We start from the raw sequence: 23,387 nt of genomic DNA, 5'->3' as shown, positions 1-23,387 counted from the left end.
GAAAATGAACGCTGTATGATCTCTAGAGCGGCAATCACTTTGATCGCTTGTTTGACTGTGTCCGCTTGCGGCAACCAGCAAGTCATCAACAAAATCCAGCTTGTCCAAACTGCAGGCTATGACCTGATAGACGGCCGTTCGCTCTGCTCGGTCAATACAGCCAACTATACGGAAAAAGGAAAAGCGAATCCGCAGCTGCTGATGACGAGCTCTGATTCCAGCTTCGATATGATTCCCCGGTTGAACACGAAGACGAACAAAACGATACAGTACGGCCAAATGGGATTGGTGCTCTTCTCTAAAACATACGCAGAGCAAGGCATCGGTCCCGTTATCGGCAGCTTCTGCCGTGACGCCAAAATTTCCGCCCGCATCCAGATGGGCGTGTCGGAGATCGAGGCTCACAAGCTGCTCGCGATAGCTAATAAATCGCAGGAATCGCTCTATTTGACGAACATGGTCGAGCAAAACATTGAATCCGGCAATCTTCCCAAAATGAATTTTCAGCAGATCCTGTTCGACCATTATGGTAAGGGGCGGGACTTCTACCTTCCCTTCTTCACATTAGAGAGCGGCACCGTGAAGATTGACGGGCTAGCCCTGTTCAAGGGTGACAAATTTGAAACCAAAGTGAGCATCCGCGAAGCATTCCTGCTGAAGCTGCTCACCCAATCAACCCGCAGCGGGAGTCTGCTCATGCCGATGAAAGGCGACAAATCAACGATTCATGATTACGTGCTCGTGAAGAACATCTCCTCATCCATACGCTATCGTTACGATACGTCAAATACGGAGCCTGCCGTCGTTTTTCAACTGAAGCTCAAGGTGCTCGTCAAAGATATCCCCAGTTGGCTGCATTTGGAGACCCAAAGCGAGATGAATCAGTTTGAACAACAGCTATCTTCTTATTTGGCCCAACAATGTGAGGACTTCATTCAGCTGTGTCAAACCAAGATGGTCGATCCGCTCGGGCTTGGCGACTTCGTCAGAAGCAGAACGAGGAACTGGAATGAACAAGATTTTCAGGCTTCCTATTCACAGCTAAAAACAAAGGTTAACGTCGACTTAGCGATCGTGCAGAGCGGTGTCGGAGAGCTATAGGGTGGCAGCAAGGTTATATGTACAGGGGGAATTCCAAGCATGCCGAACACAGTTCGTGACAAATTCACCGCTTCTCCTTATTTGCTCTTTTTTGTGATCTATACGAGCATTGTCGATGCCGGCATGATGTATTTTCAAAGGGAAATTGTGAAGAGCGCCGGATACGATGCCTGGACTTCAATATTAATTACCGGAGTCACGATGCACGTTTTCATCTGGTTGATGTTCCGCATATTATCCAGCCGGCATACGCCGAATACGACGATCGTCGAGATAAACCGGACTACGTTCGGCAAGCTGGCGGGGACCGTGTTGAATCTGGCTCTCGCCTGCCATTTCATCCTTGGCGCTTTCTCGACGTTCCGCACGTATTTGGAAGTGCTCCAGGTGTGGATATTTCCCGCCATGCAAATGATGCCGATTGCGCTCATCATCTTCCTGCTCATTTATTATGCGGTATCCGGCGGCTTTCGTACGGTTGCCGGTCTGTGCTTCTGGGGGGCTGTCAGCACATTCCTCTTTATCGCTCCGCTGACGATACGGCTGATCCCTGAATTTCATCCGCAAAATTTACTGCCGGTCTGGAATCATTCCGCTGAACAAATAGTCAGGTCCACGCATACCATGATTCCTTATTTCCTGGGGTTCGAGGTGCTGCTGCTCGTCTATCCGTTCATTCAGACACCGGCCAAATCGCAAAAATGGGCGCATGGCGCCGTTCTCACGGCAACGCTCATGTATTTGCAAGTGGGCTTGAGTTCGTTCATGTACTACAGTGAAGGTCAAATCGTTCATATCATCTGGCCGACCTTGAACATGATATCCATTATGCAATTCCCGCTCATGCAGCGGGTGGAATATCTCGTCATCTCCATTTGGTTTATTAAGATGCTGGCCAACATTTCATTAAGTCTATGGGCAGCATGCCATAGTTTGAAGCTGTCCGTGCGGGCGAAGCCATCCGTTACATTATGGATCATCCTCGCGTTGTTCGTGATCGCGCAGCTCGTTGTCAAAGACTACTCCCGGCTGCAAGCGTTGAACAACGTCTATGAGCGGATCGGGATGATCTTAATTTTCGGCTATTTGCCGTTGATGTATATCGTCACGCGGTTTCGAAGGAAGAAGAACGGGGGGTGAACGGCGCGGTCCCTCGGCCGGCTTGCGGCTTACGGACCGTACTCGTTAATCGGCGGTAAATGGAACGGACACCAGGAACGCTATTGGGCATTTTCGAGGCGTAATCGCCTCAAAATGCCCAAATAAGCGCACTGGTGTCTGATAGCAGGCACTCGTGGCAGAAACGGCATACAGCGATGCGTTCTCATCGCTGCATCTGCCCGCTCAGCCACCGGTCATAGCCGAGCAGCAGCGGCCGCAGCGGCGAGAAGCCAGCCTCCATCATGGCGCGATACGCCTCATGCCGCGCAGGGTCGGGCTTATACACGTGCGAGTTCCCGGCAGGGAGCGCCCTAATCGCCTCGCTGTATGAAGCGTACACGCCGCAGCCGACACCTGCGGTTAGCGCAGCCCCAAGCAGCGTCGCCTCGGGCAGCACCGGCTGCTCCAGCTCGATGCCGGATACATCGGCTTTGATCTGCAGCCAGTGGCGGTTCTTGGCGCCGCCGCCGACAACGACCAGCCGGCGAACCGGCTCGCCGCCGATGAGCTCGGCTTCCTGCCGCATCCATTCCATCTGGAAGGCGTTGCCTTCCAGAATTGCCTTGAACATGTCTCCGCGCTGATGGCGTGCGGACAGTCCGATCCACGCCGCCCTCGCCGAGGCGTCGACGGAAGGCGCCCCGCAGCCGGACAAGTACGGGTAGAACAGAATCCCCGTCGGTCCCGCCGGCACGCGGTCCAGAAGGCTCATGATATCGGCATACGACATATCGCCCGCATCCAGCAAGCCCCTCAGCCACTCGATCGAGCCGCCGGAGGCGGAGTGGCCGCCCATCCAGAACATTTGCCCCGGCAGCGGGTGCAGGCCGAACGCCAGGCCCGAATCATAATCCGCCTGCCCGAGCGGCCGTGTTGCCAAGCTGCCGACGAGCGTCTCGGCCGTGCCCATCGAGTTATAGACCTGCCCGCGCTCCCGCTCCCCGATAGAGAGCGAAGCGCAGACATGGTCATGTCCGGCGAGGCATACGGCCGTATCCGCGCCGAGTCCGAGATGGCCGGCGATATCAGGCTGCACGCTTCCGACGGAAGCTCCGGTCTCCACCGCCGGCGGAAACAAACTTGCGTCTAGGCCGAAATGCCGCAGCAGCGGAGCGTTCCACTTCCGCTCATCGATGCGGTAAGCAAGCGTGCGGGCTGCAAGCGTCTCTTCTTCGGCGAAGCGGCCTGTGAGCTGGTATGCTGCAAACGCCGATACCGACAGCCATACGCAGTCCCTCAGCGCATCTTCCTGCGTCTCCCGAATCCACAGCAGCTTCGAGAGCCCTTGCTTGAAGGAAGGGTGCAGACCGCTTTGACAGAAAAGCTCGTACGTGTCCAGTTCCCGTTTGATCCGGGCTTCCTGGGGGATCGAGCATGTTTCGAACCAGGGGATGATCAGCGACTTGGCGGCTCCCGTCCGGCGATCCACCAGCATGCCGCTCTCCGCCATGCTCGTAATGCCGATAGCCCGTACTGCTCCTATACCGGCTGTTGTCCCGGAGACTTCACGAATTAATTCACAGAGCGTCCCCCACAGCTCCTGCGGATCATAATACATATAACCCTGCTCGTGTTGATGCTTCCGGTTCGGCCTGCTCGCAGCAGCCAGCAGCTTCCCGTCTTCACTGACAACCCCGGCTTTGATATTCGTCGTTCCGATATCCAGCGCTACTAACATGAAGCCACCTCATCTATGCAAAAATGACAAAACGTTCGAATGCACCTTCACTTCCCGCAGGACGGATTCGCTATCCTCTTCCATTGCCAGAGATCCCCCGATAATGACGACGTCCGCCGCTCCCAGCTGCGGAATGCGGGCTTCCCATCTCATCGTCTTGTTCATGCCAGCTCACCCCGTTATCCCCATTAAGGCTTGGCAGTCAGAATAACCTGCCAATTGTCGCCATCCTGCGGCACTTCCACCTCGAAGAGACCGCCGCCGACAGCTTTAACGGCAAGCGCCTTCCCGTTTACGCTCACGTCTGCGGAGCCGGAGACTGCGGCGAAACGGAACTTACCGCCTTCCTTCAATTGAAGAGAAACGGTATTCCCCTCATCCTTCACATGCTGCACGGCGTCGGTCGCGATGTATTTCTCGGTCAAACCGATCGGCGTCACCGCACCCCTAGCCGGCACAATGACATACAGCGCACATTGCCCTGGCTGCAGCTCGAATGTCATTCTTTCGCCCGCACGCAGCTTGTGCATACGGCCTGAGAAATGCTCGTACAGAACAAAGGAATCGCCAGACAGCCCCGGAACGTCGGACGGACCGACAGTGCCTGTCACGGCATCCGTGAATTTGCCGATATGGAAAGCGGCGACGACACCCGAGCCCTGCGCCTTGTTCCACAGCTTGAGCGGCACCTTCTCCTGCATCGGATCCAGGAACAAGCAATCCGCCGTCGGGCTTGGCGGCTGCTCGCAGCGAATGATGCTGCCGTCGCGGTAAATGAGCGGCCATATTTTCGAAGCGTCCGTATTCCCCGGCGCGTCGCTGAAATAGACAGGACCTCCGCTAACGGAGCGAAGCACCGCATTTTGAATATCGTCGTGGTTCTTGGTCCAGTACATGTCCCAATCGCCATAGTAGAACGCGCCGTGATAATACGAATTGTAAGCATTCTGCAAGGCGTGTTCGGCGAAGCCGTATGCATCCTGCGGAACGAAATCGTCGCTATTGCGGGAAACGGACGATTTGGGGCGGTGCCACATATTCTCTGCAGCCATCCCCATGCAGTTGATGATCGTATTGTTGAAATGCAGCGATGCCGAAGCTTCCAATGCTTGATGAGCGGCAGCCGCCGCCTCGCCGATCGCCTTCTCGTGCTTGGTGAAATTCAAAACAGCGCTCTGGCTGTCGACTTTGACGAAATCGACCCCTTGCCGCTCCAGGTAGGAATGCCAGGCATGCCAGAAGCCGAATCCCCGGCCGGCGTCCGGATACGGAATCAAGCTGCCTTTGGCGTTGCTGTACAAGTAGCCGCTGTATTGTTTGGCCAGCGGAGACTCGGGATGAATCCCGCCCCAATAACCGGCAATCGTATGCCATACACCGACCCAACGTATGCCGAACTGCGTCTTGAGCTCACGGACCGTATGCCCCAGCCCTTGCGGGAACTTGTCCGGATCCGCATCGAAGCCGGCCAGCTTCCTGTCTGTAATTTGCGACCAACCGTCGTCAATCATGACCCAGCGGACAGGCAGGCCTGCCGCTTTCATTTCCTCCGCTTTGCGCAGCAACCCTTCTTCGTTGACTTGATGATAGAAGGCATCCCAAGAGCACCAGCCCAAGGAATCGAGGATCTCCGGGTACGGCTTCTGCGCGCGAGGCAGCGTAGGGTAATCGAGCGTTTGGAGCGCAATCTGCACATGGCGCTCTACGAGCTCGTACGGATCGCTGCCTGTTCCGAGCACGAACGAGAATGCCTCGCACGCCGTTCTTCCGCCTTGATGGGAAGAGACGCGAACCTGCAACCCGGACGTTCCGCCGCATACGTCCGTGCGGAACACGGGACCGCATACCGGCAGCAAGTGGTAGTAAGCTTCCCCTTGCCGCCACAGCACGGATTGCGTGCGTTCCGGCAAGGCGGACCACTCTCGGCTGAAGTGAGGCCGCGTCCACCAATCTTTATGCTGGTAGTTGGCCATTAAGCCGTCCGCTTGAGCCATCTCCCCAGCCTGTAGGATGATGCCGTTCTGTCCGGCAAAACAAAGCTGCTTGCCAAAATCGTTCGCGTTATTGAACTGGCCTTGGATGGAGCCCAAAACGAAGGTGTCATAGACGCGAAGCTTCAACGTCACGACAGCGGTCTCTTCTTCGTTCCGGTATATTTGCTGCGATTCCAAATAGGCCCCGAATGAATCCGTGCCCGAATGCTCTACACTCTCTTTGCCAGGCAGCGGCAGAACGGGGCCGGAGTCCGGCGTCACCGAAACGGCGATACGGCCAAGTACGCCCCTTAGATCTTTATCACTTTGCACCATGGATACCTCTCCTCTACTTCCGCTGTAATTCATATTCATGAAGCGCGACCGACAAACTGGCCGCATCGCCGACGTGGTCCCGAAGTCCGGACGGAACGATCCGGCAGACGCTGAGCGGCAGCGGCAAAGCTTCGCGGGCGAGCTCTTCCTGCACCAGCGGGGCGAGCAGCGACTCCTGCCGTTCATAAATGCTGCCGATCACAATCGTATCGGGGTTGAGCACATCGACGAGAATCGCCAGCCCGCGGCCCAACTGCTTGCCGACGATACGCACGGCCTCCAGGGCGAGCGCATCGCCGGCATGTGCGGCTTCGAACACCGCCTTGGCTGACAATTCGCCTGCCCCTAGGCTGGACGCCGCCGCAGCGCTTCCCCCGTTATCCAACAATTGCTGCGCCAATTTGGCGATGCCGCCTCCGCTGCAGTACCCTTCGAAAGAGCCATTCTTCCCGTAACCGGCCGGCCCGTCTTCCGTCAACCGGATATGTCCGACTTCGCCGGCCATATCGTTCGCTCCCGCATGCAGGCGGCCGCCAAGAATGAGTCCGGCACCCATGCCGGTTCCGAACGTCAGGAACACCATGTTCTGCGATCCGCGGCCGGCTCCCCATTTCCACTCGGCAAGTCCGCAAGCATTCGCATCATTCTGCAGGCCGGCGGGCACGCCGAAGCGCGTGCGGAATGGCGTACAGACATCAATCCGGTCCCATCCCGGGAGATTAGGGGGAGAGAGTACAAGGCCGTCTTTACTGCTCAGGGGGCCGCCGCAGGAGATGCCGATCGCCTGCAGGGATCCCCGATGACGCTCAAGCAGCTGCTCCAGCGCATCCGCGAGCTTGGCCAGCGCTTCCGCCGGCGTTCCCGGCGTCGGGAAAGCAATTTTATCCAGAATTTGTACGGAATTCTCCGTGCTCGTACCGAGTACGGCCGCACATTTCGTTCCTCCGATATCGATACCGCCGAGTAAGAGGCTCATGCGAAGAAAGCCTCCTCCAGCATCATGCACAGCACATGGTAAATCGGCAGATGGCGCTCCTGGATGTCCGGGGTCGAGCTGTAAGGAACGCGGACGATGACGTCGCAAAGCTCGTTCAGCCGGCCTCCGCCTGCTCCGGTCAGACCGATCGTCGTAACGCCCAGCGCTTTGGCTACTTGTACCGCATGGACGATATTGGAGGAGTTGCCGGATGTGCTGAATACGACGAGCGTGTCTTCCGGCCGGCCATACCCGTACACTTGCTGCGCAAATACCATGTCGGCCGCCACATCGTTATTGAATGCCGTTGCATAAGCCGTATGGCTCACGAGCGAAATAGCCGGCAGCGCGCCCTGCAGATGGTCCGCCAAGTAGCGTCCCTGCTCCTCCCCGTGGATCATCAACAGCTCTCTCTTCTCCTTGGGAAGCTTGCGCGGAGACATGAAGCCCTTCATCAGTTCGCCTACGACATGCTCGCAGTCCGCAGCGCTGCCTCCGTTGCCGGCCAACAGCATCTTGCCTCCTCTGTCATACGACAGCTTCATCGCCTCGAATGCAGCTTTTATCGACTCACGGCAAGGCTCCAAGTCCGGATATTTCACCATCAGCCTCTCGAACGTCTCACTCATATGCCATGCTCCTCTCTACCGTTAAATTGAAGTTTGTTTCAAATGGTTGATTGCTTCTATGAAAAAGGATTCGCTGCCGAAGCTGCCTGATTTCAGCACCAGGAAGCGAGGCGGCGTCTGAAGCGACAGGCAGGAAGGCAGCCCCGGCTCGATTTCCTGCCAGATGCGGTGGCCGCTGACACCCAGCTTCCCGCATACCGCAGCCGATGTTTCCCCGCCGGCAATAAGCAGCCTCCTCTGGTCCGTCGCTTCGACAACCGCCTGCACGACGCTGGATAGCGCATCGGAGACGAGCCTCGACACCTCCGTGTTGCTGAAGCCGAGCTTACGCCCCCTCGTCTTCGTTGCCGCCACTTGCAGCGGGCTGTTCGAGGCGTGAATGAGCACATCGCGTCCTCCCTCCAGCAGCTTGGAAGCCTCCTGCACCAAATGCTTGCAGTGCGCACGCTTCTCCGACTCAACGAAGAGCTGCATGGACTCCAGCTCCAGCGTATGGACGCCGGCCTGCTTCGCGTAAGCGATCTGCGCGGCGCTCTGCGGCATCAAGCTTCCTGCGGCGCACAGCACAGCCGTTCTTCCCAGCTCGGGAAGCGCCTGCTCCGCCGTGCCGGCAGCTGCATGCGGCTGTTCCAGCAGAGCGAGCTCCTCGGCCAAAGCTGAGCTTCCGCATACAATCGGCTCATGCCGTACCGCTCTCGCAATCGTTTTCAACGACTGCTGGTCCCGCACATCCACGATGACATAGTGAAAGCCGGCCTGCTTCATAGCGGCCAAATCGGCTTTCAATTCCTCTTCCCCCGCATCCACCTTCTCGATGGTTACAAGTCCTACGGAGCGATCCGTTTGCGCCTGTAGAATATGAACCAAATCGGACTGAAGCATCGGATGCACGGGATCGTGACGGAATTCCGATTCCTCCAATTTTTTGCCATGCACATAATGGATGCCGCCTAATGTCGTTCGCCCGTTCTTGGGGAAGCCGAGCACCACAACGGCAAAGGATGCCCCTAAGGCATCCAGCATCGCATCAAATTCAGCTCCGATATTGCCACGAAATACAGAGCACGTTTTGTTAATGAACCGAGTGCATCCCGCTTCCCGCAGCTTGCATGTCATCTCATAAACTTTGCGGTACGCCTCATCTTGCGTATCCAGTCGGGAGTGCGTATCCAGCACAAGCACATCAGGCTCGTTCGCGCTCTGGCTGTCCCACATTTCCATCGGATAGACGTGCGTGGATAGCCCCGCCTTGGCGTACATAATGCCGATATCGTTAGCTCCCGTAATATCGTCGGCAACAATTCCGATCATTCGGCGAACCTCCTTCTCGGCCTGTAGCCCGATTCGTTCAAGAAGCTTTGCACGACGTCCTCCGGCAGCTTGCGCAGGGAGATCCCCGAGCTCTTCGCCGTGACGTACATGCGGCAAGCCATTTCGAGCGTATGCATCGCCATACGCGCTTCCTTCACATTCTTGTCGTAAACAAGCACCCCGTGATTGTCAAGAAATAATACGTTCGCTTTGCAAGCTTTGTCCCGCACCGCTTCACCCAGCTCGCGGGAGCCCGGGTGAAAATACGGAACACGTTCGATGCGCTCCAGGTAGTACATCGTTTCGACAAACCATTCCGAGGGAAGCTTCTCATCCGAGCAGGCGAGCATCGTGCTGTAGAACGGTGATGCATGCAGCACCGCACCGACATCCGGACGCAACTCGTAGATCGCCTGATGCATAGGTACTTCCTTCGACGGCTTCTTGCCCGAGGCGGCGGCCAGGGTGCCCTGCGATAGCGAGCATTCGACGAAGTCATGCTCGCTCAGCTCCCCGAGGTCGGTTCCGCTTGCCGTAATCAAATAATGGTCGTCAGTGGTTCGCGCACTGATGTTGCCGGCGTTTCCCCAAGCTAATCCATTGTTCAGCATGTAACGACCGGCTTCTTGCAGCTGCCGCCAAACCGATGCTTCCATTTATTCCACATCCCATTCCAGCATATTGGTTTCCTTGACCGGCAATTCCGGATTGTGCGGCACACGAAACGTCTTGATTTCACATGGCTTGAAGTCCGCTTTGATGACGCGCTTCCATCTTGGCAGTTCGACTGTCGCGGTTGTCGCCGATTTGTTCGTTTCGTAGACCCGCACGATAAGATCGTCGTTATCTTCCGCTTGCTTGATCGCACTCACGATGATGTTCTCCTTGTTCACCCGAACGAACGAATCGGTTTGGGCGAGCGGGCCTTCATGGAACGATTCGATGACAGCGACCGGCTTGCAGTTCAGTTCCGCAGCGCGCTTCACCGTACCCGCCTGCTCCCACGTGCCTTCATGCGGCAGCAGCGCGTAAGAGAAGCGTTGAATCCCTTGATCAATGAACGAGTATTCCCCGTTCGGATCCGGCTCATAAGGCACATGATGCGCATAAATCGGACTTCTCAGCACCGTCATCGCCATATCTTGATTATGCATGCTGTAGCTGTATTTGGCATCGTTCATTAGGCTTAATCCGTACATGATATTTCCTTTGCGCGTGACGCCCGAGTAATCGATCCACGTCAAGCCCGGCTCTTCTTCGCCGTTATGTTCGCGCTCAATCGTCCCATAAGGGATTTCATACGTTTGCTTGCTGAAAATCACGTTCACCGGGAACACAAGCTTCAGCATTTTGAACGATTCGCGCCAATCGACCATCACTTGCACATCGATCTGATCGCGGTCCGGATACATGGCGAAATCCTGTACGAGCTTGGAATTGCCGTATTCGCTGACAACGCGGATGACCGATTTCACCGGTCCGTGCTCGACGCGGAACACTCTCTTCGCCGTGAAAGCGCCGGCCGCTTGGTTGAAGTGCAGCACATCGTGGCTCCAAGTATCCGATTTGTCGTCCAAGACGACCGGCTTCGCGCCGTCGCCTTTCAGCACTTCATGATCGTTCTTCTTGTCGTACAAGCTTTTGATATATCCCGTTTCTTTATCGAACTCCAAGCGGAAACGTTTGTTTTCCATTACTAAATCGCTGGCCTGAATGGGCTCGCCAACCGCTTTATGCGAAGCGGATTCTGCGAACAGTTTGTAGACGCGGTAGCCCATCGACGGAAGATCGGCCATGAAGCTCAAGCGGAAGCGGCCATTCGCGGACGCTTGGGATTGAACCGTCTGGAACGCCACCTGATTGCCCTGGTCGTCAAGCAGAACGGTCGTCGGCTTGATGCCGCCGACTTCGAGCTCGACGTTCACCCGGCTCTCCCAAGCATGCGGGTTGAAGACGACGATCGGCTTCATCGCGACGTCCTGTTCGATGCCAATGCTCCATGACAGCGACTGAACCGCATAGTTCAAGGAACGGTCGGCAATCGCCATCGCTTCCCCGTACAGATACATCGCATCCTCATATGCAGGCTCAAGACTCGTTCCCGCCAAGATGTCGTGGAATTGATTGAACAGCACATTTTTCCAAGCTTGCTTGAACTCAGCCGGGTACTTCTGGCCCGTAATCCAAGAAGCCAAAGCTGAATATTTCTCTGCCGTTATCAGACGGTTTTCCGCCTTGCGGTTCCAGTGTTTGATCCCGGAGTGCGCCGCATAACAGCCGCTGGCATGGTGCTGCAGATCATCGTGAACGACCGGAAGCTGCAAATTCCTATTTTCCATTTCTTTGAAATACGCATCCGGCGTGGAGAACTCCAGCTTCGGCAAGGACGGGTCCGCATTCATGCGGCGAATGCTCTCGATATTTTCCTTCGTCGGTCCGCCGCCATGATTGCCGACACCGTAGAAAAGCATCAATTCGTTCAGCGGCTCTTTGAATTCGCCCAGACATCTGCGGACATGATTTTCCAAATCTTTGCCCCAAGACAAATATTCATACATGATGCGGAACGTCATCACTTGTGAGCCGTCATCCGATTCCCAGATGAACAGGCGGCTTGGCAGCCCTTTCTCATTCGGCATCGGGCGCATCATGACATAGTAGTCCATACCGCTCTTCTTCAAAATTTGCGGCAGCATGCCGTTATGTCCGAAGCTGTCCACGTTGTAACCGACCTTCGCCGTTACGCCGAATTTCTCTTTAAAATAATGCTGTCCGTACAGCCCTTGGCGAACGAACGATTCACCGCTCGGAATGTTGCAATCCGGTTGAATCCACCAGCCGCCGACAATGTTCCAGCGCCCTTCCTTCACGCGCTGCTTGATCTCCGCGAACATGGACGGCTCGTTGTTCTCGATCCATTCGTACATCGCAGCCGAGCTGGATGTGAAAATAAAATCTTCCGATTCATTCATCCGGTCAAGCGCCGAACGGAAAGTGGCTTTCGCTTCTTGAAATCCTTCCTGCCATTGCCACAGCCATACCGGATCCAGATGCGCGTTGCCTATCATGTACAATTTATTTTCTTTCATCTCGGGAATCCTCCTCGTTATTTGCTGAACACATTCGCTTGGCCTGCAGAGCTCAGAAACTCCCGCATCTTTTCCATCACCGTCTGCGTCACGGCGTCGCGTCCGGCCTGCAGCTGCTCCGGCGGCAAGTTCTTGCACTCTTCATTCGTCATCCGCTCTTCGCGCCCGAGCGCCTTCAGCAGGGAAAGCTCCAGATCCGTGGCGATATTCACTTTGCTGACGCCCCCGCCCGGCAGCCGGTAGGCCTTGCGCATCATCTCCGAAGGCACCCCGGAGCCGCCGTGCAGCACGAGATGGACAGGTGTCAGCTCGCGGATTTTCATCAGCCGTTCGTAGTCGATCTTCGGCTGCTTCACGACATAGACGCCGTGCGCCGTGCCGCAAGATACCGCAAGCGCATCAACGCCGGTCATACCTACGAACTTCTGTGCTTCCTCCGGGTCCGTATACAGCTCTTCATCCTTGTCCGTTTCGACGAAATCGGTCGTTCCGATCATGCCGAGTTCCGCTTCAACGGAAACACCCTTCGTGTGGGCATAATCGGCAACTTCTTTGGATATGGCGGCGTTCTCATCAAAGGGCTTCTCCGAAGCATCGATCATAACCGATGTAAAGCCGGCTTCAATCGCGTCTTTAATCGTTTCCAGCTCTTTGGTGTGGTCCAAGTGAAGGACAACAGGCACCGTAATGTGCAGCTCCTCCACCTGGCGATAAAATTCTTCCCCGAATTCCGCAGGCGTAATGCCGTAACGGATCAGTTCTTTATGCGAAATTTGCACGATCATCGGCGAATTGGCCAGCTGGCCGGCCTTCAGAACGGCGGCAATCATCGGCGTATAACGCGGCGAGAAGGAACCGATGGCAAAATGATTGGATTCCGCCACCTCCAAAGCTTCTTTCAAAGTAATAACGTGTGAATTCGCAGATAGTTTAGTCATGGTTTGCTCTCCTTTGTTATCCGTTGTTTTCTCTCTATACGCTCTATAAGCTTTCTATAAGCTTTCTATACGGTCTATAAACTACTATATATAAATGCCTACAATTGCCCGATTACCTGTTTCACCCGCAGCATGCCCAGACGCGGCGAGCTGAGGAACTTCGTTTGCTCTTCGGGTGCAAACTGCGAGATGACTCTGGCCATTGAAGCTTGCGCCAGCACGACAATGTCCGTCTTGGCCGCCAAATTGCGAAGAACGGCGGCTAGCTCCTCGTCATGTCCCTCTTTGTCTCCGGCGAGCAGCTTCTGGTACGCGGACTTCGCCACGACCGATTCGATGCGAACGGATTTGCCGGCTTGTTCGGCTTTCCCGGAGATCAGCCGCTGCGTCGGCTGTAGCGTCGTCTCCAACGTTGCGGCGACACCGACAGTGTGAGCCGAATTAACGGCGTATTCCGCCATCGCCTCGTCAATGCGGACGATCGGAATATCGAGATGCGGCTGCACGCGGGCCGCCAGCTCGCCGATCGAAGAGCATGCGCTGAGTATGCAGGACGCGCCTGTCCGCTGGGCGATCAGCGCATATTGGCGGAAGCGGTCTTCAATCTCGCCGATATTCCCGCCGTTCGCCGCAAGCTGCGGCAGGATGGAATCGTCCACCCAGTTCATAACGGGAACGCCGGGCAGCAATTCCGCAGCCAGCGCCTTTAAACTATCCACCGTTACCGGGGTCGTGTGAATGATGGCAAGTTTCGTTGTCATATGAGTCGCTCCTTTGCATCGTTTGCAGTGCTTTCTCGTAATTGCCGAAGTACCCGCTGCCGACGGCGGCATGAACGGCTGCGCCGAAGGCAGCTTCCTCGTTCACGCCGGCCACGCTCAGCGGCAGCGCCCATTGAGCGGCTGCCATTCGCTGCAGTGCCTTGTTCTTGCGGATCCCGTTACCGGAAGCCGCCAGTCTCGTCAGCCCGGCGATCACGGCAGGTGGCAGCTCTTTCGTGTACCCGTCCAATTCCTCCAGAATGCCGTGGAGACATGCTGCCGTCAGCGCCCTCGGATGGAAATTGTCCGGCCCGATCCCGGCAATGGTACCTCTTCGGCCAGGCTCCTCGCGAGTTCCGTAAAACTGGGTGCCGACGCGCAATCCCGCCGCCGGATCCGCCAACGCTTCTTCGGCCAGACGGTTCATGGTCTCGTACAAGGTTCGCTGCGCATCTCCGCCGAATACCGCAACGACTTCGCGGAAGAATCGCTCCAGCAGCTCATACGACTTCCCGCCGCTCAGCGAAGCTCCCACGAGCAGGTAGCCGCCATCCATGAACGGACGGGTTTCCAGCCTCGGACATGTCAGATACCGGGGCGAATATACGGATACCTGCGACCCGGTTCCGATATTGAGGAGCAGGGTGCCTTCGAAGGCAGGAACTGCGCCCAGGAAGCTGGCTTGATTGTCGCCAATCGCCCAGTGCACCCGTTTCCCGTCAGCCGTCTCGCCGGCAATCGGGCTGCCGTTGGCAAGCTCCGGCAAATACCCGGCGTCCATTCCGGCGGCTTCCGCTTGCTCCCGGTCGAACCGGCCCGCTTGCAAGTCATACAGCCCCAGACTCGCAGCGTTCGAGCTGTCGATTCGCGGCGTCTTCGCGCCTGCAAGCTGCATGGCCACATAATCGCCGATCGTACAGAGCTTGACCGCTCCGCGCGGGATTTGAGCTTGCTCCGTCAAATAATAGTGCGTCGTCAAGCCATACCCGGTGTGTAGCTCATAACCCGTGCAGGCCTGCAGTTCAGACGCATATGTGCCTCCCGACCGCGCAGGGAGATCGCCGCGACCGTCCTGCCACGTGTATAGCGGGCTAACGGCCTTGCCTTCCTCGTTCACATACAGAACGCCGTGCATTTGGCACGAAATGCCAATCGTTCGAACATCGTTCCAGACGTCCCCGCACGCCTCAATGAGTGCCCGCACAACTGCTGTGATTCGCTCCGCACTTTGGGTACGTTCCCAATCGGATTCCGAATACAGGGAAGCATCGTTTGCCATAGATCGGACGGCCGCCACACGGCCATCGGCTATCCCGGTGACGACGACACAGATGGAGGTTGTACCTATATCAATACCTGCCGTGTACATAGAGACTCTCCCTTCAACCGATTACTACAGAGCCAGATCTTTCTCATAAGTAAGGGACGCTTGCGCCGCGTATAGAATCAAGCCGATACACCAGGAGTGGGACAGCGTAAGCATCATGCCCTTAGGTTGGAAGCAATTCGTATTGTAAAATCTCTCGGTGACCATGCCTTTATAAGCATTGAAGTCTCCGTCCTCCCGCGCAATAAACTGTAAGAAACAGGCGATGTGATCGCGTGTACGGTCCAAATAATAATCGTCGCCCGTATACGTCCATAGGCGAAGCATTTCCGGTACGGCGAACAAGCCGTAGTTGTGCAAGTGCTGATTGGAGGCGGAAGCTTGATCGGCTCCGCGGGAGCAGTATCCGTATTGCGTGAGCAGCGAATGCTTCGGAAACTGCAGGTTATAGGTCCAGCGGAAGGTCATCATCCAATCCGCTGCGCTCGACGCAAGCTCCAGCCATAGCGGCTTGCGATCCCGCTCGTATAAGAGCACATAGGAAACGACCGCATTATACGCATCTTCGGAGGTCGGCGTTAAATGCACGTCTTCCGGAGCGCCATAAATATATTCGTCGCGGATGAAACGTTCATAGTAATCCCCTGCGCGAACCGCGCTGTCCGCGAACGTCTCTTCGCCGAAGTAGGCCGCTCCTTCCAAGAGGGCGGCAATCCACAGCATCCCGCCTGCGCCGTCCCATTCCTGCACTTCGCCCGTCTCGCAATCGTAGTAGGAGCCGAAATTGCCGTCAGCGCGCTGATGCTCCGCCGCATACCGCAGATTGGATAGCGCTGCGCGCTCCCACTCGGGGTGGCGGTTCCCTGACTCCCTCTCGAAGGCTAGCGCCCGCACCAGGAATAGCGTCGCTTCCGAGACCGTTCGAGCCTGCAGCCACGTCCGCTTCGGGTTCCAACCGGCCGTCCAGCCGCGCCCCAGCTCCCATGAAGCCCAGAACGTTCCGCTCGGGGCAAGGCCTGATGCGATTTTATCCAATACCGCGAGTCCGGCGTCCGCGTAGGAGGCGTTGCCATGACGGCGTCCGTAGGTCAGCAAGGCGAACGCATAGGGAACGCCGCTAACCCAGCTGACATGCATATGCGGACGGTCGCCCATGCCTTTGACATTGTTGTTGAACTCGCGGTCGAAGGCAGCCGTCTCGCGCAAAATAGCGTTCTCTTGATCATAATGCCATTGGTACAGCCCGTATGCGGTCAGCTCCGCCGCCTGCTCAAGTCCCATCCATGGGTTGAGTCCGTGCTCTTCACGGTGAATGGCATACATTTGCCGGACGAACGGATTATAACTGTGTGCGTCCGGCGGACCTGCATACACATAGATTCGCAGCTGAACCTTGTCCCCGGGCTTCCACGCATGCATGTGCAGGTCCGCCGGGGCAGGCACTGCGCTGCCGATGAAGGTGACCGGCTCTTCCCGGTAAGGGAAATTCAGCCATATTTCCGTTCCCGAAGCATTGCCCCGGAAGCCGAGGCCGCTAAGACCGAGCGGCGACATTTCATCCGTGCATAGCGCGCCGCAAACGCCGTCGTTCCAGGCGAATACGGCCGGAAGCGCTGCTCTGTCGGCCCGGAAGGACCAATAATCGGACACCATTTGCTGCGGGTCGCCGCCGTTAAAGTCATAACGCGGATAAGGACGAAGATTTTTCTCAAAGCGATTTTCCTTATAGAAAGCTCCGGGGATCATCCAATCCGGCTTGCCCGTCCCTTCCAATACGCAGCCGAACTGCAGATTCATCTCCGATTCGGCCTCACCTGTGTAATGAACGTCGAGCAGCACTTCATCATAGCTGCACACGTCATTCTTGCGCTGCCACTTCGCGCTTACTAGAAAGTTAGCCGAGTCTCCTGTCAGGTGCCAGCCGTCCGGCGTCTCGGTAATCCCGTTGACCGGTACGACTTCTTGCATGCCGCTTCGAGCCGTTGCCGTCAACAAGCGGGAAAATGCCAGTCTTCCCTGCCCCGCGGAGGGATCATGAGCTATATGGAAGGTCCGCCCTTCCTGCTGTAAGCCGCTGCCGGAAATTGTCCAGTTCATCCCTTCTCCTCCAAACCTTTGAGCTGATAAATGTCAATCAGGTTGTCACGGAAGATCCGGTCGGCGAACACCCTTGCCTCGGATTCGTCCAGGGCTCCGTCCGCCACCTTCTCCGTTAAGACGTCCGCAACTATTTTACGAGCCAGCTTCTGGTGAGCGTAGGTGCCCTCGATGTGGTTATAGTCGCCGCCAAACCCTTGAATTTTGCTCATTGGCACCATCTCGACGAATTGATGCATGATTTGTTTGGCCGCCGTCGGCGAGATGACATACACCCACGTCATATCCGCGTACACGTTAGGAAAATTTTTGACAATGCTTAAATAGGGCAAATGATACGGATAGCCGCTGTGCAGCAGCACAAATTTCGCATCGCTATACTCGAGCAGCAGCGGAATAAGCAATTCTACGTTGGAATTCGTAATCGTGTTGCCGTTGGACGAAACGCTGACTTCATGATGTCCGGTATGAATTTGAATAGGAAGGCCGTAAGCGGTGGAACGCTGAATGATAAAATGAATCAAATAATCCTGAAGCGCCAACGTTTCCGCTTGCGACAGCGACTCTTCGAGCTTGCATCCGAGCAGCCGGTTGAACGCCAGCTCCGCTTCGTAGAAGGTCGGTTTGCCGCTGGATAAGGATCGCCAATAGGCGTGCCCCAATTTGGTCGCAACCATGCCTTCTTGGACATATTTATGCAATAAGGCATCCACTGCATCCAAGTAATGGCGCAAGCTGTGAACCGTAACGCCAGACATCCGCTCTACTGCAGCAATATCCTTCAATGTTCGAAGTTTAAATGTGAAATCCATAAACATAATGGGACGGAAACGATCGTATTCCAAGTTCGTTGTTTGAATAAGCGTAAAGGCCAAGTCGATGCCCGACTTCTGCACCATGACATGCTCATACCAGTTCGGGTCTTTTGTTGCCGCGCACACTTTCTCGTTCGTTTCCAGAAGCCCTTGAACGGTCCACTCGGTCAACCCGTGCAGATCCTCCATAGCGGTGCGGAACATGCGGGCGTACGTGGTGTTTTTCGCTTTATGCCAATACTCGATGAATAAGGCGGCTTTCTCCTCCGCGCTTCGTCTGCTCTGTCTCCCCAGAGCGCCTGCCGGCATCCCGGCACTGTAGAAATCAGAATCCAGATAATGCAGCAAGGAAAATAGATCATGGTTTTCTCTTTGTCGGATTTGCGGTGTTGCCAAGTGCTCATGACCGTCAATGATGCGGATGGAGTTAACATAATTATGAAGGGTGCTCATTAGCTGGTCTCTCTCCCTCTAAATACGCGGCTGCTCCTTCCTGAAGCAGCCGCTTTCTCTGTTTATGCTGTTATTGAAGCTCTGGGAATGCCGCCTTCACTTCTTTCTGGAAAGCTGTTACAACATCCGCATAGCTCTTATTGTCGGTAACCCCTTGGCCTGCTACTTTTCTCCACAGGCTGAGGATGGAATCGCTATACTTGTCGGACTTAATAACCGGCATCGACTTCATCATTTCGTAGTAAGGCTGAAGCACTTTCTGATCGCCGGTCAGCGGAGACGTATATTTATCCAAGTTGGACTCGTACACGCTTTGCAGCGCCGGCATGTTCCCTCTAGCCGCCAAATCGGCGGATTGCCATTCGGAGCCGGCCGAGAACTTGATGAACTCAGCGGCAATCTCTTTGTTTGGCGTTTTGCTGTAAATGGCGCGGAACGTACCTCCGTTGTAGAAGCCCTCCGGTGTTTTGGCAACGCCGTATTTGCCGGCCGCTTTGTTATCCTTGTTGCCGATCATGAACGTTGCCCAAGCCGGCATCGCCGTCAGTACAACGCTTCCGTCGTTCAGGGCGTTGCCCCAGCCTGCCGACATGAACGGCAGCTTGGCGTCTACGTTATTGGCACGAATGTTTTTCTGGCTGTTGTACACTTGCTCCCATTTCGGGTCGATGTTCAACTTGCCGTTCAAGTAGAATGGCTGCGTATTGTACCCCGCAATATCGAACAAATCGCCGGAATTGGCAATCAGATGGACTTTACCGTCGCTGTCTTTCGCCACCTTCTTGCCGAGCTCGATCATTTTGTCATAGGAGTTTACCATTTCGCTGATTTTGGCCGAGTCGTCCGTACCGAGATATTTCTTGGCGTTCTCTTTCAAATACCAGAAGCCGCCCGGCGACGATTGGTCGGAGATCGCTTTCATTTTGCCGTCGGATGACTTGCCCAGCTCAGATACATAAGGAATATAGCCTTTCACCAGATCGTTGGCGCCGATCGATGTCAAATCCATCAGGAACGGGGATTCGATGAATTTGCCTACATAACTTCTTTCAAGGTCCAATACGTCGGGTACATCTTTGCCGGACTGCAGCGCAGACAGCAATTTAATTTGGTATTGATCGCCTGGGAATACTTTGACGTCCACTTTGACATTCGGGTATTTCTTCTCAAAAGCCGTCGCAATGCCCTTCGTTCCGTCGAAGAACGTCCAGAGGGACAGCGTTCCGGACAGCTTGGCCGGATCGACTGGCGCCGCGGATGCCGCAGGTGCCGGTGAGGATGCTTGGTTCGTATCTTTTTTCGTGCCGCATGCTGTCAAAACGCCTGTAGTAAGTACCATGGTCATTAAAAGAGAAGTCCATTTGTGTGCTTTCAAGACAATTCGCCCCTTACATGTATTTGGTTAGTTTACATCATGACATCGATTGATCTTGCTTGGCTTTCATGGTTTTGCATGGTTTTGCATGGTGTGCATGGCCCGGCATCCTTCAACCGTGCAGGCATTCCCCCTCTCAATGGCGCAACGTCCGATCAACCTTTTACAGCGCCTGCTGCTACTCCGCTAATAATTCGTTTGGACATGAAGGAGAAAAAGACCAGAATCGGAATGACGGAAATGACGATCCCGACATACTGCGCGCCGAAGTCGGAGGAAAACTGCGATTTTACGCTCGCGATCATGACCGGCAGCGTCTGCATATCGCCATCGAACAGGATGATCATCGGCACGAGGAAATCGTTCCATTTGCCAATGAAGGCGAAAATCGCAAGCGTCGCAAGCGCCGGACTCATCAACGGCAAAATGATGCGGTGGAAAATCTGCACTTCCCCGTACCCGTCAATCCGCCCGGACTCGATGATTTCCGTCGGAACGGAGCTGTCGGCGAACTGCTTGACCAGGAAAATACCGAAAGCGTTATATAACGATGTCAGCAAAAGCGGATAGTACGTATTGAGCATATGGAAAACGTCCATCAGCTTATAGAAACCGATAATGCCGAGCTGGCCGGGAATCATCATCGTTCCGAGCGTGATCATGAACAGTACGCCTTTGTACTTGAAGTTGTACTTGGAGAATCCGTACCCCGCCAGAGATGCGAAATACACATTGATGATCGTCGCGGTGACGGTAATGAAGACGGTATTCGCCAGCCCGCGCCATATATTCACCGTATCCATCAGCCGCTCATAATTGGCGAAGAACTGGTTGCCGGGGAGCAAGAGCAGCTTGCGCGCAATGTCCGAATTGGTATGCGTGGACGTGATGAGCATGCTGTAGAATGGCAGCAAACAAGTTAGAGCAATGAGAATCAACACGGCATAAATTATGACTTTTAAAGCAAATATCGGAAAATCAAACGCTTTCTTTTCTGTTCCGACCATAGAACCCTCACCTCCTACTCATTAAGCTTTGATGCCTTAGCCGTAATGGCGGTCAAAATCATGACGACAATGAAAATGCCGTACGCCACTGTTGCGCCATAGCTGTAATCGAAATTTTTGAACGCGGTTTGGTACAGATACATCACCATCGTTCTCGTCGTGTTGTTAGGGCCGTCGCCTAGCATGAGCGGAGCATCGAATAATTGCAGGCCGCCGATCACGGAGGTGATGAAGGTGAACAAGAATACCGGACGCAGCATCGGGAGCGTAATGTTCAGCGTGCTCTTCCATTTGCCGGCGCCGTCCATCTTGGCCGCTTCATAGACCTCGTCTGAAATCGATTGCAAACCTGCGATGAAAACAATTAAGTTGAAGCCGAAATACTGCCAGCAGATGACGCCGGACACGATCGCTCTGGACCACCAAGGACTGCTGAACCAGTTGACAGGCTGATCGACAATGCCAAGGTCCATCAGCACCTTGTTGACTGAGCCGGTCTGCCAATCGAACATGAGACTGAACATAACACCGAGTGTGATCGGCGTAATAATATGCGGGAAATAGTAGACAGCCCGGTAGAAATGTTTCCCGCGAATGAATTTCTCATTGAGGACGATCGCCAGAATGAGCGCAATCGTCAACTGCGGTATAATCGACATCAGCCATATAATGAGCGTGTTCCCGATCGTCTGATAAAAGTACGTATCATGCAGCAGCCGCGTGTAGTTGGCAACTCCGATATAAATCGGGTCCGTGAACCCGTCCCATTTGGTAAAGCTTAAATAGAACGTGTATAGGATGGGGATTAGCCCGAAAATACCGAAGCCTATGAAAAATGGCGCTACAAACAGATATCCGTAATTCGATTTATTAATTTTGGAACTCATCGGCCTCAACCCTTTTCTACAGTTTGGTACATGATTGGCGAACGATTAGCGTCGGTTTGTACAATTGTGATGTTCGCTTAACCTCATCTAAGCCTTCGATCTGGGCGAAAAGCCCTTCAGCCGCGGTCAATCCCACCTGCTTCAGAGGCTGCTTGACCGTCGTGAGCGGCGGATACACCCAGCTCGCCTGCGTAATATCGTCGAAGCCGACGATCGACATCTGCTCCGGCACCTGGATGCCGGCTTCCTGCATCGCGCGCAGCGCGCCAATAGCCGTTTCGTCGTTGGAGGCGATGACAGCTGTATAGCCATCCTGCTTCAGCAGCTCCTTCATGGCCTCGTAACCGCCTTGATTGCTCCAATCCGAGGTGACGATCCATTCCGGCTTGCATTCCATCTGCAGCTCCTTCATCGTCTGTTCCAAGCCTTTGAACCTGTATTTGATCGGTCCCATGTGCGGCGGACCCGAGATATACGCGACTTTGCGGTGGCCTAACCCGTGCAGGTAAGTCACCAGATCCGACACGCCCGAGGCGTTGTCAATGTCCACCGAGAACAATCCGTCCATTTCTCCATGATCGCCGATCAGCGCAAGCGGGTATGGCATATCCAGCATTTGTTCCAGGTCTTTCCGATCACGCTTCTGGAAGCTGAGCAAAATAATGCCGTCTACCTGACCTTCGAAAAGCAGATGAAGGAACGATGCCTCCCGTTTAGCGTTTGATGTTCCACTGTAAAAAATACAGTTATAACCTTTGCGATTCGCGACTTCCTCGATGCCGCGAATGATGCCGGAGTAGAAAATATTCGAAATGTTATCGACCACGATACCGATCGTATTCGTCCGGCTCATCACGAGCCTTCTCGCATTTTCATTCCGGTGATAGTTCAATTCGAGGATCGCTTTCTCCAGCGCCTCTTGCGTCTCTTTCTTTACTTTCTGTCCGTTCAAATATCTGGAAACGGTGCTCTTCGATGTGTTCGCTACCCTGGCCACATCGTGTATCGTTGGCCCCATGGACCTGCCCCCTTTTCAATTTGTTTCTGTCATGGCTATCCCGATTGTTTGCGGTTTCTAATTTTCATGCGGATTCTTCAAATGTTACATTTCAATGTTGTGCTTCGGTGTGCTTCGCCGCCATGCGCGGTTTGACCCAAATGCGGTTTGATTCGCCACCGTATGCTTATTTTGGGAACGTTCCCATTTTAAAGAATAGGAACTGTCTATTATGACGCGATTTACGCTTTCCCTTATTTGGGATCGTTCCCAAGTGTGCCGAAATAAATACGCAGCTTCTAGGAATTACCGAATCCTCTTCGAATTCTCCATGCTTCTGCCGATCATCCAATCGGAGTGGGATCGTTCCCATTTGCTGCTAAAAAAATAGGACAACCCTCATACACGAACTGCTGCAACTTTTGGGATCGTTCCCATTTGTGTTTCGTTGCTTTCCACATCTCTATGCTAACGCT

At 54.8% G+C, this 23,387-nt stretch carries 19 protein-coding genes; 2 read left to right on the top strand and 17 right to left on the bottom strand.

Translation table 11 applies throughout. The features are described from left to right. The first annotated feature begins 15 nt into the window (after positions 1-15). A complete protein-coding gene (locus PUT07_RS10070) occupies positions 16-1,101 on the top strand; it encodes a Ger(x)C family spore germination protein (protein ID WP_274467823.1) in 1,086 nt (361 codons plus the stop codon). A 39-nt stretch (positions 1,102-1,140) separates the two neighbouring features. Further along, the gene (locus PUT07_RS10065) at positions 1,141-2,241 is read left to right on the top strand and encodes a GerAB/ArcD/ProY family transporter (protein ID WP_274467822.1); all 1,101 of its coding nucleotides are present in this window, start codon (positions 1,141-1,143) and stop codon (positions 2,239-2,241) included. Positions 2,242-2,425: 184 nt separating this feature from the next. Here the strand turns inward: PUT07_RS10065 and PUT07_RS10060 are convergent, their stop codons facing one another. The 17 genes from PUT07_RS10060 to PUT07_RS09980 form a co-directional block, all read right to left on the bottom strand. Beyond that, positions 2,426-3,940, bottom strand: coding sequence for an FGGY-family carbohydrate kinase (locus tag PUT07_RS10060; protein WP_274467821.1), 1,515 nt, complete (start codon positions 3,938-3,940; stop codon positions 2,426-2,428). Positions 3,941-3,949: 9 nt separating this feature from the next. After that, the gene (locus tag PUT07_RS10055) at positions 3,950-4,105 is read right to left on the bottom strand and encodes a hypothetical protein (RefSeq protein WP_274467820.1); all 156 of its coding nucleotides are present in this window, start codon (positions 4,103-4,105) and stop codon (positions 3,950-3,952) included. Positions 4,106-4,128: 23 nt separating this feature from the next. Beyond that, positions 4,129-6,249 carry a Sip1-related alpha-galactosidase gene (locus tag PUT07_RS10050; protein WP_274467819.1) on the bottom strand — a complete coding sequence of 707 codons (2,121 nt, stop codon included), beginning with the start codon at positions 6,247-6,249 and terminating at the stop codon, positions 4,129-4,131. 13 nt (positions 6,250-6,262) lie between these two features. Then, on the bottom strand, positions 6,263-7,225 hold the full coding sequence (locus PUT07_RS10045) for an ROK family protein (protein ID WP_274467818.1): 963 nt from the start codon (positions 7,223-7,225) through the stop codon (positions 6,263-6,265). Then, positions 7,222-7,854 (bottom strand): D-sedoheptulose-7-phosphate isomerase, encoded by a 633-nt coding sequence (locus PUT07_RS10040; protein WP_274467817.1) that lies wholly within the window; start codon positions 7,852-7,854, stop codon positions 7,222-7,224. The genes PUT07_RS10045 and PUT07_RS10040 overlap by 4 nt, the downstream gene beginning before the upstream one ends. A 21-nt stretch (positions 7,855-7,875) precedes the next feature. Continuing rightward, positions 7,876-9,165: a four-carbon acid sugar kinase family protein gene (locus PUT07_RS10035; RefSeq protein ID WP_274467816.1), complete on the bottom strand. Its 1,290-nt coding sequence runs from the start codon at positions 9,163-9,165 to the stop codon at positions 7,876-7,878. Further along, positions 9,162-9,821, bottom strand: a complete 660-nt coding sequence (locus PUT07_RS10030; protein WP_274467815.1) for a class II aldolase/adducin family protein — start codon at positions 9,819-9,821, stop codon at positions 9,162-9,164. Before PUT07_RS10030 ends, PUT07_RS10035 begins: the two co-directional genes overlap by 4 nt. Continuing rightward, positions 9,822-12,254: an alpha-mannosidase gene (locus tag PUT07_RS10025; protein WP_274467814.1), complete on the bottom strand. Its 2,433-nt coding sequence runs from the start codon at positions 12,252-12,254 to the stop codon at positions 9,822-9,824. Between the two features lie 17 nt (positions 12,255-12,271). Next, on the bottom strand, positions 12,272-13,192 hold the full coding sequence (locus PUT07_RS10020; RefSeq protein WP_274467813.1) for a class II fructose-bisphosphate aldolase: 921 nt from the start codon (positions 13,190-13,192) through the stop codon (positions 12,272-12,274). Positions 13,193-13,290: 98 nt separating this feature from the next. Further along, the gene (locus PUT07_RS10015; protein ID WP_274467812.1) at positions 13,291-13,953 is read right to left on the bottom strand and encodes an aspartate/glutamate racemase family protein; all 663 of its coding nucleotides are present in this window, start codon (positions 13,951-13,953) and stop codon (positions 13,291-13,293) included. After that, complete coding sequence (locus PUT07_RS10010) at positions 13,904-15,322, bottom strand: sedoheptulokinase (protein WP_274467811.1); 1,419 nt, start codon at positions 15,320-15,322, stop codon at positions 13,904-13,906. The genes PUT07_RS10015 and PUT07_RS10010 overlap by 50 nt, the downstream gene beginning before the upstream one ends. A gap of 24 nt (positions 15,323-15,346) precedes the next feature. After that, a complete protein-coding gene (locus PUT07_RS10005) occupies positions 15,347-17,377 on the bottom strand; it encodes a hypothetical protein (protein WP_274467810.1) in 2,031 nt (676 codons plus the stop codon). Further along, on the bottom strand, positions 17,374-18,645 hold the full coding sequence (locus PUT07_RS10000) for an amidohydrolase family protein (RefSeq protein ID WP_274467809.1): 1,272 nt from the start codon (positions 18,643-18,645) through the stop codon (positions 17,374-17,376). The genes PUT07_RS10005 and PUT07_RS10000 overlap by 4 nt, the downstream gene beginning before the upstream one ends. 70 nt (positions 18,646-18,715) lie before the next feature. After that, complete coding sequence (locus PUT07_RS09995) at positions 18,716-20,020, bottom strand: ABC transporter substrate-binding protein (RefSeq protein WP_274467808.1); 1,305 nt, start codon at positions 20,018-20,020, stop codon at positions 18,716-18,718. A 155-nt stretch (positions 20,021-20,175) separates the two neighbouring features. After that, entirely contained in the window at positions 20,176-21,027 is an 852-nt protein-coding gene (locus PUT07_RS09990; protein ID WP_274467807.1) for a carbohydrate ABC transporter permease, read from the bottom strand. Between the two features lie 14 nt (positions 21,028-21,041). After that, entirely contained in the window at positions 21,042-21,914 is an 873-nt protein-coding gene (locus PUT07_RS09985; RefSeq protein ID WP_274467806.1) for a carbohydrate ABC transporter permease, read from the bottom strand. Positions 21,915-21,930: 16 nt separating this feature from the next. Then, complete coding sequence (locus PUT07_RS09980) at positions 21,931-22,932, bottom strand: LacI family DNA-binding transcriptional regulator (protein WP_274467805.1); 1,002 nt, start codon at positions 22,930-22,932, stop codon at positions 21,931-21,933. Positions 22,933-23,387 lie beyond the last annotated feature (455 nt).

Origin of the sequence: Paenibacillus sp. MAHUQ-63 (genome assembly GCF_028765165.1) — a bacterium.
GTDB lineage: Bacteria > Bacillota > Bacilli > Paenibacillales > NBRC-103111 > Paenibacillus_E.
The sequence above is the reverse complement of the archived record's forward strand: the minus strand, read 5'-3'. Positions and strand labels throughout refer to the sequence as shown.